This window comes from Tolypothrix bouteillei VB521301, from assembly GCF_000760695.4.
Lineage (GTDB): Bacteria > Cyanobacteriota > Cyanobacteriia > Cyanobacteriales > Nostocaceae > Scytonema > Scytonema bouteillei_A.
In genome coordinates this window covers 371607-383903 of the sequence record NZ_JHEG04000001.1, presented here as the reverse complement: position 1 = coordinate 383903, position 12297 = coordinate 371607, and the positions used below count along the sequence as shown (strand labels likewise).

General features: G+C 42.2%; 6 protein-coding genes. 2 read left to right on the top strand and 4 right to left on the bottom strand.

The window, feature by feature from the left end; translation table 11 throughout:
• Positions 1–466 precede the first annotated feature (466 nt).
• From HC643_RS01520 to HC643_RS01505, 4 genes are all read right to left on the bottom strand, one after another.
• Complete coding sequence (locus HC643_RS01520) at positions 467–745, bottom strand: RNA recognition motif domain-containing protein (protein ID WP_038082007.1); 279 nt, start codon at positions 743–745, stop codon at positions 467–469.
• 41 nt (positions 746–786) lie between these two features.
• Complete coding sequence (locus HC643_RS01515) at positions 787–5469, bottom strand: nSTAND1 domain-containing NTPase (protein ID WP_038082008.1); 4683 nt, start codon at positions 5467–5469, stop codon at positions 787–789.
• 206 nt (positions 5470–5675) lie between these two features.
• A complete protein-coding gene (locus HC643_RS01510) occupies positions 5676–6716 on the bottom strand; it encodes a DUF1822 family protein (protein ID WP_038082010.1) in 1041 nt (346 codons plus the stop codon).
• Positions 6717–6746: 30 nt separating this feature from the next.
• Positions 6747–8171, bottom strand: coding sequence for a hypothetical protein (locus tag HC643_RS01505; protein WP_038082012.1), 1425 nt, complete (start codon positions 8169–8171; stop codon positions 6747–6749).
• A gap of 1353 nt (positions 8172–9524) precedes the next feature.
• Between HC643_RS01505 and HC643_RS01500 the strand changes: the two genes are divergently transcribed.
• Both HC643_RS01500 and HC643_RS01495 read left to right on the top strand, forming a co-directional pair.
• The gene (locus HC643_RS01500; protein ID WP_050045122.1) at positions 9525–11393 is read left to right on the top strand and encodes a S8 family serine peptidase; all 1869 of its coding nucleotides are present in this window, start codon (positions 9525–9527) and stop codon (positions 11391–11393) included.
• Positions 11394–11469: 76 nt separating this feature from the next.
• Positions 11470–12273 (top strand): AAC(3) family N-acetyltransferase, encoded by an 804-nt coding sequence (locus tag HC643_RS01495; protein WP_038082013.1) that lies wholly within the window; start codon positions 11470–11472, stop codon positions 12271–12273.
• Positions 12274–12297 lie beyond the last annotated feature (24 nt).

The window sequence follows — 12297 nt, the reverse complement described above, 5'->3', positions numbered from 1 at the left end:
ATATTTTTTATACTTAATAGCGGTCGATGAAATAAATATTTGGTTTGTAGTTGCGCTATCTTCTCATGCATCGCTACTATACGCAATCCTAAATCATTTCTAGGAAACTTACACTTCCTAGAGCGAATAAAATTCGCAACTATAAAAACAAAGTCCCTTCGGGTTCACCCTATCTCAGGAGCGGAGACGCTACGTGCAAGGCACAAGCTTCGCGTTGCGAAGCTATGCCCGCAGGGCTATACGGGTTCGCCAGTCGCCAGGGCGCGAGAAACCCGCCTACAGGACTGGATTCACCACCTACGTGGACTTTACTAAAAAACCTGCACAGGAAGGTTTTGTCTGTATATCGGTTAATTCTATTCGCTAAGGCTGAATGAAATTTGACATCAACAGCAGAAACAATTCCTACGTATTTTCTCACAAAACATTTAGTATTGCTACTACAAACGCGATCGCTTGCGACGACCTATCTAGTACGTTTTGGTGGTGGACTACCAGTTCCATGGCTTGCTGGTTTTAACCCTCTACTATCTTCCTCATCAGCAGAGACTGAAAGTATATTGCCATTAAATTCTCTACCATTCAGGTTTGCAATAGCACGATTCTCAGTTTCTTGATTGTCTAAGTTTACTTTTCCTTGACCGTCAGACAAAGATTGAATTTGAACATCTCCATATTCCGCAAACAAATTTTCTAAATCTTGCTCTGTAAATTCTAAAGGTAGATTTGCAACCCTAATAGTCATGTTATCCTCCTAAATTAATCAAGCTTCAAAACAACTCAAATTTAAGAACAGAGACGGTTATCTTTGGGTGGTAAATCGGTATTCGTGCGAAGATAATCTCTCAACCACTCACAGCCGTAAACCTGTAGTTCATCCTGTTGGGAAAAACGTTTCCAATTCCATACCAGCACTCTCTTGTCTTCATCACCAGAGACAATTGTTTCACCATTGGGGCTAAACGCAACTTTCCAAACAGTTGCATTGTGTCCCTTAAAAGTTGTTAGCTCCTTACCATCTATTGTTCTCCATAATTTCACAGTCTTATCGCCACTTGCTGAGGCAATAATTTTACTATCGGGGCTAAACGCCACCCCAAAAACTTCAGCATTATGACCTCTGAGGGTTGTCACCAATGTGCCATCAGGTTTCCACAGCTTTACCGTTTTGTCCCAACTTCCTGTAGCAATTAGCTGACCGTTGGGACTGAAAGCAACTGAGGTCACGGGGGAACCCGCGTTTGCAGTTCTCACAAGAGTTCCATCTCGCCGCCAAAACTTGAGTGTATTATCTCGACTAGCCGAAACAATCGTTTGACTGTCGGGGCTAAAGGTAACAGCCCACACCTCATCAGTATGACCGATGAGAGTGGCAATTGGAATACCGTTGGGTTGCCAAAGTTTGACGGTTTTGTCATCAGAAGCAGACGCTAACATCTGACCGTCTGGGCTGAAAGCGACTGCGTTAACATAGAAGCGGTGACCGACAAGAGATTTGATTAAAGTTCCATCAAGCTTCCAGAGTTTAACTGTTTTATCCCAACTGGCTGTGGCTATGGTTTTACTACTGGGATGGAAAGCAATATCCCAAACAGCATTCCTATGACCGATGAAGGTTGTGACGGGATTGCCATTCGACCTCCATAATTTTACGGTATTATCCTCGGAAGCAGCCGCAATGAACTTTCCATCCGGACTGAATTTGGCTGCATAAACCGCAGCACTATGACCGTTGAGCGCAGTCAGTAAAGGATTTTTCCACCGCCACAATCTGACAGTTTTGTCATCAGAAGCGGTGGCGATTGTTTGACCGTCTGGGCTAAAAGTAACGCCCCAAATGATTCCACTGTGACCTTTGAGTACGGCTATCTCAGTACCATCAAGCTGCCAAAGTCTGACGGTTTTGTCCCAACCGACAGAAGCGACGATCTGGCTGTCAGGGCTAAAGGCAACTCCATGAACTTGGCTGTCGTGACCTTTGAAAATTTGGTGGGGATGCGTTTCAAATCCTCCCAAACCATTGTTTTTCCAGAGTTTCACAGTTTGGTCGCTACTTGCTGTGGCAAGAAACTGACCGTTGGGGCTAAAGGAGATCGCCAGAACTTTGTCATTATGCTGAAGAGTTGTGACTAAAGTGCCGTCAAGCTTCCAGAGTTTAACTGTTTTGTCCCAACTGCCTGAAGCAATGGTTTTACCATCCGGGCTAAACGCGACAGCATCTACACTTTCTTGATGACCTGGAATTGTTAACAACAAAGTTCCGTCTCGTTTCCATAGGTGAATGCTACCGTCCCAACTTCCTGAGGCAAGGGTTTGCCCGTCTGGGCTAAATGCAACTGAGTACACCTCAGATTTGTGAGGGAGAGTTGTGAGTAAAGTGCCGTCTAGATTCCACAATTTGACTGTTCGATCGTCACTTGTTGAAGCCATGGTGTAACCATCAGGGCTGAAAGCCACTCCATAAACTGCTCCTCTGTGCCCTGTAAGCGTTTTGAGCAAACGACCGTCTCTCTGCCACAGTTTGACTGTCATGTCTGCGCTCGTTGTGGCAATGGTTTCAGCGTTAGGGCTGAACGTGACATTGTGTACTTTGGCACCGTGTCCTAAGAGGCGGTTGTACTCGTTGGCTCCATATATTGCCTGCCTGAGTGCCAAATCAACTTGAGCCTTTGTTTCTGGGATATTCGTGCCAATTGTCCGGAATTTTTTCTTGGCTCTGAGTGCTTCTACCAGAGCATCCAATCTGTTGTCGGAAGCAAATAGAGCTTGTGAAGATTTAACGGTTGCCTGAATTTCATTAATTTGGGCTTTTTGCCACTGCCACCCAGCAAAAGCGGCAAGTATGGATGCGATCGCCATGCCACTGGCAAGACTTATAATAGTTATTTGCTGTCGTTGCTTGTGCTGTTTGACCTCTCGTTCCCGCAGTTCTATAGAAGACTGAATAAAATTGCGATCGCTAACACTCAGTTCTTCCCACCGTTTTGTTTGCCAATATTCTGCATCGGAAAGAGGTTTTCCTCGCAACAATGCTCCTTCATCTAAATTGCTACTCTCCCACTGACGGATTGCGACTCGTAACTTTTCTTGCCAGTTACGAAACTCTCCATCCATTTCCAGCCAGTATTCCAAGCGTCCCCAGCTTTTAATTAATGCTTCATGCACGATTTCTACTGTTTCACAATAGGTGTGTCCCTTCAGATTTGTCACCACCAAACGCTTTGATGCCAAATGGGTTACCAAATCCCAGTTTTCTTCTTTGACTTCAGCACGACTGGCTAACCTCCGGGTTGCTTCACCACCTTCTGCTAACTGTACCAACTGCATGAATACGCGTTGCGATCGCTGTCTGTCTGTTTCGGAAAGTTGGCTGTATACTCCCTCTGCATGATTGGCGAGTGCTTCTTCTACACCACCAATCTCTTCGTAAGCCTTAAGAGTCAGCAATCCTTCCCTTTGTTTTGACCAAAGTTGAGTCAGGGTAAACTCCAACAGGGGTAACCGCCCCGGCTGTCCTTCTAATGCAGAAATTAGCTGATTTGTCAATTCTTTTTCTAATTCCACCTGCATTTGTGCTGCAGGTTTTTCAATGCAATCGCGCAATTCTTCGCGGGACATCGGTGCAAGGTTGAGCACTGCGCCTTGTAAGGCCTCGCTTAAAGGACGATAAGAAAGAGCATAGCCGTAAAAGTCCGCTCGCAAGGTTGTGACTAAGGTACATCCGGGGGCGCGGGTACAGGCGTTAAGTAATAAATCTAAGATATGCTGGCGTTCATGTTCGGGGCAAAGGGTGTAAAGTTCCTCGAATTGATCGACAATGAGCACTAGGCGAGTTCCAGGATTTTGTTGAACAAAGGTTTCAATGATTTTGTATAAAGCAGTGTTGTCCTGTTCGAGTATCAGTTCCAATTCCAAATTTATTAAGGAACGGGAGTTTTCATTGGTGAGTGATGAATTGTCAGTCAGAGAATCTACACCCGCTACCAATTGATAATTCTCTTGCGCTGTCAGTTGCAATCCCCCACTGTGAAATCTGTCACTGTCAGTGGGTTGTGCATTGCTTAAAGGTGCAAAAGCTTCTGCTAGGGCTGTTATTGGTTTATTTCCAGGACGAAAAGAGATAATTTGCCAATTAATATTTGTATTTTGTCGCAAGCAGGGTACCAATCCGGCAAACACAACACTGGACTTACCGCTTCCACTAGAACCGACCACAGCCACAAATGGCTTTTTTTTCACTGCTGTTACTAAATCCTGAGTAAACTTTTCCCGTCCAAAAAATAAGCGTGCGTCTTCTTCCCGAAACGCAAATAACCCGCGATAGGGACAGGGGGGTATTCCATACAGAGTGAGCCAAGTCGGGGGTTTGACAGCGGGATTTTGACAAATTATTGGCAACCATGAAGCACCGGGTAAACCATCTTCCAAACCTTGCAATTTTCTGCGTGCTTGTTGTACCGAGAGATATAAAGAACGCCGTTCAACCGCAAAAGCTTCTAAAAAATGTTTGAAAAACTCTTGAGCAACATAGTTTGGAACTGGTTCCCGCATCACGATAACTGTGGGAATATTCAATTTTTCTAACGCTAAAGATAATCCCAACCCATCACAAGAATTAAAAATTGCTAGCTTTAAACCTTTTTCAATAGCTGCTTTGAGTGCTTCTTCTAACTGTTCAACCGTCAAACTGTTATTGGTTTCGTTTTCATTAATATAAAGTCTGCCAGTGTCACTCTCAGTTTGACTGTGTCCCGCAAAAAATAAAACGTCCCAGCCTGTTGAGTCCCATAAATGCGTATTTAATTCTTGTCTTGATGGTTTGACAAGAAATACAACTTCTGCGTCTGCTAAATTGTTGAGAAATTGACGCTCTACAGCCAAATCGAGTCCAAAGCTGTTCCCCAGAATCGCCAAAATTCTCACTCTTTCTCTCTTGACTTTAGGTGGCGACGAAATTTGAGCGCGTTTGTACTCCGGGCGAGAAAGCGCTATTTCTGCTAAAGGATAATCTTGAAAGAAATCGCAGCGATGCCAGGGCAATTTTCGCAGCAGTAAATCGTTTGTTTGAATAATGACTCGAATTTCATCTGTTGGGTTAAGTGCAGAACGTAACTGTTGGCTAATCTTAAGAATTCCTTGAGATTGCAACCAATCATTCATTGTTTGCTGTAATCTATTACAGACACTGTGAAAATCTAGAACCGAGACATTGGTAACAGCACCTTCATCAATCTCTAGTTCATCATCTTCATCATCAACTGGAGAAGAACGCCACTGTTTGCGTTCGCAAATATTCTGATAGATTGACTGCCACTTTCTACAAAGTTCAACGAGATCTGGTGCTGGGGGTAAGCCGCCAATAAATTGCTCTGGAAGAGGATAATCGGCTCCCCATAGCTGAACAGTAACTCTTGGAAATCCCCGATCTAAGTTACCCTGACCTAAATTAATAACAATCGACTTGCTCATTCAAAGATGCACTTGATTGTCCGAGATTGTAATGGGTTTTACTTTTATACCATATCTTTGTATTGCCGTGTTGTACAGATAAGACGGGCTTTGGTAGAAACGATAAGTGTGGGAGGAGCATCAAGAAACAGAATGCAGGAACCTAAAGATTTTGCCTGTGTGGTTAAGCGATCCAAAGTTATAGCATTTTGATTGAGAAAGCTGTTTTACAATTCAAAGTGCTCTCTGACTCTAGTCTCTTCGAGACTGACTTCTAAACTAAAACGCTTTCCTGTTTCCCCTTTAAAAGGCTTGAGTTGAATATAATTATCTTGAGTTCTAGAAGTCACCTCTTGAAGGGTTTTTCCAGCTTTAGAAAATAGTGTTAATTTAACGTTTGATGGTAATACTCTTTCTCCATTAGTAGGATGCAACTGAATCAAAACACCTAATTTTTCCTCAGTTTCTTCTGTGATATTAACTAACAAAGCTACTGTTTGATTGCCGAGTTGCACTCCCAAATCAATTAATTTAGCTCTCTTAATACCTGATTGAGCATTCCTGGTATTAAATGCCAAATTCGTTTCGCGATCGAGCATGCTATCAATAATTTCCCATCCTTCATCACAAGCTCCTAAGAACCATTGGCTCAATTTAGTTCTCGTTTCATTAAAGTATGTTAATATTTTATCTGATACTTGTTCGGGTGTCGCTACAGGTAAGGGAATAGAGCTAGGTTCTAAGTAAAGATAGTAATGTAACAAATGGTTGGGTTCTGGATCGAATACCGATAGAGGTAATTGATAAAAGCCATCTTGTAAGAAATCGCTACTGCAATAAGTAATAAGGCGATCGTAACGCAAACAACCTCGAATAATCACTTCTTCCTGTTCTTCGGAAACTTCTAGCACAACATAAAAATGAGCAAGTTGTTCGTGTTGGTGAATCGTACTTTCCGGTATATTTACAACTTCATCAAGTATATTCTCAGTAGAAATCAGGCAAAATTTGAATTCTCCGAGTTGCAGTTGAGCGCAGGTTTCAATGACATGAGTATGTTTTTGAATAAGTTGTTCTGGAAGGCGTGCGGTCAGCCACTGTTCAAACCCCAATAATCCCAAGCTATTAAGATAAATTTGCCACTGTTGTGATTCATTCATAATTTGGTTACTAGTTTGTATTGCTTGGTAAAAATGTTCCGGTTCCAACCATATACTTTCTGGCAAAATCAACCTGACACTTGTTGAATTAAGCGATAACTGGGACATACTAAGTTCTCTCCTCATTTGAAATTGTGTTTATCGTTGTTCTATGTATTGAAAAAGTTTTCGTGCGTATACGCTATTCATGGAGCGATTTTTGCCAACCCTAATTTCCTCTGATGCTTCAGTAAAAACTTCTTCATCAACAAAAGCTTCGATTTGTTCGGAAATAGCTTTGAGATAATCTGGTTGTGGAGGAATTTTAGTTAAACCTTTTTCCTCCGCTTTTTGTAAAATTTTATCAATGAGTTTTTCAACTGTGACATAGCGTACCTTATTTAGAAGTTCACCAGGGTTTAGGATTCGTCTGGCTTGATCCCAGCTACTCATTCCTAATTGAGGAGCAATTTCTTTTAGAGCTAATCCTTGACCGTAATATAATTTCAATCCAGGAATAAACTTTTGAGCTAGGGGCGCATACTTTTTGCTTTTTTCCAATCGGTTAAGACTTGCTTGAATTTCTTCTTTAATAGCCTTTAGCAAAGCTAATTGTAGTTGCTCGTGCAAAAACTCTAAAAGTTCTCGCTGTTCCACATCAACTTCACTTAGGGATTCATAAGGTAAATCAGATCTAAGTGTGTAACCTCCAGTTTCCGGATCTTGAATTTCTATCGATTCTCGGTAGCTCCAGATATCGTATTGCCTGAGTTGTGCAACAACGAGTTTGAGTTCTTTCATTAACTCCATTGAGTCATTGATAATAACATTTCGTTGTTTCAACTGGGCAAGCATTTCTTGTTGTTGAGCGGTAGTAGGATCGGGACATCGTCTAGTTTGATAAGAACGCTGCTGTTGTCTGTCGCGACGATAAACACCATGAAAAACTTCTACTAGATGACGTTCGCGTTGTGAGAAGCGTTCTAGCTGTTTGGGTCTAGCACGATTCAACAGCGCCCAGTCGCTCAGATGCTGAAAACCAAATTCCGATAAAAAATCTTTTAGCTCTGGATTTTGTTTGGTTTGCAAATAAGCCCAATTCTCTAAGCTCATTCGAGACTGCGAGTCTGGCTTGTAAGTTTGCAGAACCCTAAGAGAAAAGAATTTAAAACTTGCTGTTTTAGCTTCGCCGCTTTTATCTAAAAGCAGTTGATTTTTGCCATCTTTATCCAGAACGAGCAGGCTTTCACCATCATCATTAAGAACAAAAGGCAGTAAATCTTGGTACGTAAAGTGCTTTTCCGTACCAAATAAATTGTCAATTTTTTGACAAGCTTTTAGTATAGGATCGGAAATGTAACATCTGAGACAAAGCCCAGCAACAGCACGATTTTTGTCATCAACCTCAAGTTTTTGATTGTAGAAAAAAGCGTAAAGAGCAGTTTCTACATCTCCACTCTGGGAACGTGACAACTGTTTTTGGCAAAAATCCTGAGCCTGAGCCACTAAGAAGAGTTTGTACCCCGCTTGTTCGCTGGCTGGATTAATTCGCCAAATTTTCCAGTATCTGGATGAAGCACCCATAGGTTGTATGCTCTCCTGTGATGAACTGACCTAATTCTACAGTTGCAATAAGAAATAGATGTTGTAGTGTTGACCTTATGCACTTACTTGGGGAGTGGCGAAGGTAGGGGAAGCTCTAGGGATAAGAGCGGTTTATGAGAAGTGGGCATTTCTCTTTCCCAAGTGCGCTCGTTCAGTTTAAGAGTAGTGGTAAGATCAAAAAATTCAACCCTCCCTTGACGGAAAGTTTTAGCAGTAAAGTTGGTTGATCTGAAAAAGTTTTACATGAAAATCTCAAACAATTAATTGCGATCGCATTTTTTAATTTGTGTATTACTATACACTCTGTATCTTTTGCAGTCAGTCAATAATTATTTGTTATAAATTATACAATTTTACTGATTCAGAATGAGTCCCTTTGCTGACATCAAAATTTTTTCAACCACAGATACAGGTAAATACCTCTCCAAGAGGACGTTTGTCAAGCCCCAGTTGGTACCATTTTTGCGATTGGAAATCGTCTGAGATTTTTAAAACATTCTCAAAAAAATAATTTCAATCAAATCAGGAATCCTGCTTCTTCATTTTGGAGTCTTATGTGTCACTAAAAACTGTGACGCTGCAAGTTAATCTTAATTTAATTTATTCTTGTCTAAATAATTTTTGTTTATGGCCATTGCATTGGAAATCGTGTTAATTTTATAGCCATCCAATCAATTCTGTTTGTTATGGAGTCATAGTTAACAATTTGGAGTTAATGTTTGGGGTTTGGGATATCCCAAGCTCATTATTCTTTGGGTTTCTTGAAGATTCGTTTCAAGGCAAACCAATAAGAACCTTCTAATTGTGATGTAGAATAAAATTTACTATTTCGGGCGTATGATATTACTATTTCGGAGAATTCTAGTAAAAGTAAATGCAGTTGCTGTAGAAGAAATTCACCCGGCAAAAAAGTTGAATAAAACGAATAAGCTAATTTAGCTCAATACAATCTTCTGCGATCGATTTCCAGAATTACCAGTAGAAATAACCGTGCAAACTATCTGTACAGTTGATGCTGAGGGAGATGGTTTCATAAGTGGGTCTCTATAAGTCAAGACCTACCAAAAATTGTGATATTTGCTACTAGTGGTCTGTCCCATTAATTTTCGATGGGTCAGTGAACGCACTACCCACTCTCGTTCCGGTGGTTCTACCAGGGAACGCAGTCGGCGAGGCAGAGAGAGCCTCGCGACACCCTAGGCGGAGCCTCCTGTAAGGCATTCCCAGGCTCCGCCTGGGAACGAGGTAAGTGGTCATCAAAACTTATGTGGTGAACTACTAGAAGACAACTGCTAAGAGTACAACGTATCTACCATAATGAGGACAGTGCATATGTTAGACGGTTTTGACTTAAGCGAACAATCAAATCCAGACACGGGCTTCAATTATTCCTTTGTAGGATTATCATCAGGCTCTCTGCAAGGACTGAATGACGCTACAGCGGTGAGAAAATTTTCGGGTTCAAGTACTGATTATGCTGACTTTCTCTCAATTGACGGCGTTTTTGATGATACCGATCGCCCATATATGCTGTCTTCATCAGAACTCAGCCCGCTGGTTGCACCAGATCCTGGTAGTGTCTTTAGCAATGCCTACAATATAGGCACTTTAAAGGGTCCTCAAACCTTTACAGATTTTGTCGGCTATAGCGATCCTGTTGATATCTATCGCTTTAATCTTTCCAGTCACAGTAGCTTCAACTTATCTTTAAATGGTTTAACTGGAGATGCAGATGTAGAACTTTATAACGCGAACGGGTCACTTGTTGAGAAGTCAGTGAATAGTAGCACAAATATGGAATGGCTGGACGGTACTTTACTAGCCGGTACTTATTACGTAAAAGTTTTTCAATATGATAGTAGTATAAGTTATCGCTTGGGATTATCCGCCACATCAATCGCCAACAATACGCGTACTGTACTTGGAACCCTCGACGCCAATCAATTTACATATAAAACTGGTTTTAGTCGTACTGTTATTTCTGGGAACGGCAATGTAGACTTTGGTGATGGATGGAAGGATTTATTGAATCTTTCCAGCATCTACTCAAGTACAGTCACATTTAGTAATGCTAGTAACGGCGGCGGCGTTCTGTACAACCCTGGTAATGGAACCCGTTTATTTGATGCCATTACATTAAATGATGGCAGTCAGATCCTATTTGAAGGGATCGATCGCATTGTGTTTGCAGACAGTCATTTGAACTTATCAGTGCTCCCCAACGATCCATTGTTTGGACAACAATGGAACCTCCATATGATGGGTGTTCAAAATGCATGGCGCTTCACCACAGGCTCGAATAAGGTGTTGATTGGAATTGAAGACACGGGTCTAGCAGCCAATCGCAACGGTTATATTCATGACGATCTACGCACAACAACTATTTTTACTCCCAACTTCCAAGATGATGTATTTTCCACCTCTCACGGTACTGCTGTTCAAGGTATCATTGCTGCCAATAGTAATAATGGATTGGGAATAGCAGGGATCAATTGGAATTCGCCAGTCTTTAACATTGATGTTTTAGGTGGCAATAGAAATGATTTATCATTATCTGAAGCCACCCGCAGTCTGATCGGTCATGCCAGCCAAAACGGACAGCGCTTAGTCATTAATATGAGTTTGGGATACACTGGTGCGTTTGGTCAAACGAACCTCGATCCAGAATTGAATCAAATCGTCGCGAATAATCCCAACGTCCTATTTTTGATTGCAGCAGGTAATGACGGTGATAAAGGTGTAAGCGGTCTCTCATATCCAGCAACACTAGCAGGGCTGTATAGTAATGCGATCGCTGTAGGTGCTTCTTGGGGAACGGTCGATAGTTACGGTTATGATGCAACACCAGGCGAACGAATTAACTACTCTCAATATGGACCTGGCTTAACACTGATGGGACCGTCGGAAGTTCCCACCACTAGAGCATATCGTTTATCAAACGGTACAGTTGGTTTTGACTACTATCCCAGTACTTATATGGGCTTTAATGGAACTTCAGCAGCAACTCCCAACGTGACAGGTGTTGCTTCCTTAGTTTGGAGTGTCAACCCTAACCTGAATGCTACTCAAATCAAGCAAATTCTGTCTGAGACAAGCTACGACTTGGGTGGGTCGGGATACGATACTGTATATGGCAGTGGGTTTATCAATGCAGATGCCGCAGTCAGACGAGCATTAGCAATCTACAAAGGAGCAGTTTAAGATCGCGTAACTCTTTACTTCAGACCTTCTTTGTGACCTCTGCCCTCTGCCTTCGTTTTCAACTATCATCCTGAATATGAGTGAAGCAGAAACCATTTTTCAAACACCATCACCCCGCACTCGCGAAAGTCTTGCCGCTGATTTGCGCCAGATTGGTATAACTCCCGGAGCGATTCTACTGGTCCATTCTTCACTAAAGTCATTGGGATGGGTTTGTGGCGGTCCGGTCACTGTCATTCAGGCTTTTATGGATGTACTAACGACTACAGGTACTCTCGTTATGCCCAGTCACTCTGGCGAGTACTCCGATCCCGCAGAGTGGCAAAATCCACCCGTACCAAGTGAATGGGTTCAGATAATTAGAGACACCATGCCTGCCTTTGATGCGCGGTTGACTCCCACACGCGGAATGGGTAAAATTGCTGAAACTTTTCGGACTTTCCCTGATGTTGTGCGGAGTTCCCATCCCACGTCTTCATTTGCTGCATGGGGAAAACATGCACCAGAGATTATCAACAATCACAGCTTAGATTATTGCTTGGGTAATGAATCGCCATTGGCTCGCTTGTATGACCTAAATGCTTCGGTTTTGCTCTTAGGGGTTGGGTACGATTCCAACACTTGCTTTCATCTTGCTGAGTATCGAATTACCAAAGTAAAACAAATTACCCAAGGTTCACCGATTGTTGAAGGAGAACAACGGGTTTGGAAAACCTACAGGGATATTGAGTTGAAGGGGGAATGTTTTGAGGAAATGGGTACAGCTTTTGAACAAGCGGGTCATGTGAAAAGTTCTCACGTCGGTAACGCGCAAACCAAGCTTTTTCTGTTGAGAAGCGCTGTTGACTGGGCAGTGAGTTGGTTAGAAAAGGAACGCTGAATCTGGAGAACAATGATAATGTAA

What these genes read in the sequence shown, in the direction of transcription:
- HC643_RS01515 (WP_038082008.1), bottom strand. Translation starts at nt 5,469, where the DNA reads ATGAGCAAGTCGATTGTTATTAATTTAGGTCAGGGTAACTTAGATCGG.
- HC643_RS01505 (WP_038082012.1), bottom strand. Translation starts at nt 8,171, where the DNA reads ATGGGTGCTTCATCCAGATACTGGAAAATTTGGCGAATTAATCCAGCC.
- HC643_RS01500 (WP_050045122.1), top strand. Translation starts at nt 9,525, where the DNA reads ATGTTAGACGGTTTTGACTTAAGCGAACAATCAAATCCAGACACGGGC.
- HC643_RS01510 (WP_038082010.1), bottom strand. Translation starts at nt 6,716, where the DNA reads ATGTCCCAGTTATCGCTTAATTCAACAAGTGTCAGGTTGATTTTGCCA.
- HC643_RS01520 (WP_038082007.1), bottom strand. Translation starts at nt 745, where the DNA reads ATGACTATTAGGGTTGCAAATCTACCTTTAGAATTTACAGAGCAAGAT.
- HC643_RS01495 (WP_038082013.1), top strand. Translation starts at nt 11,470, where the DNA reads ATGAGTGAAGCAGAAACCATTTTTCAAACACCATCACCCCGCACTCGC.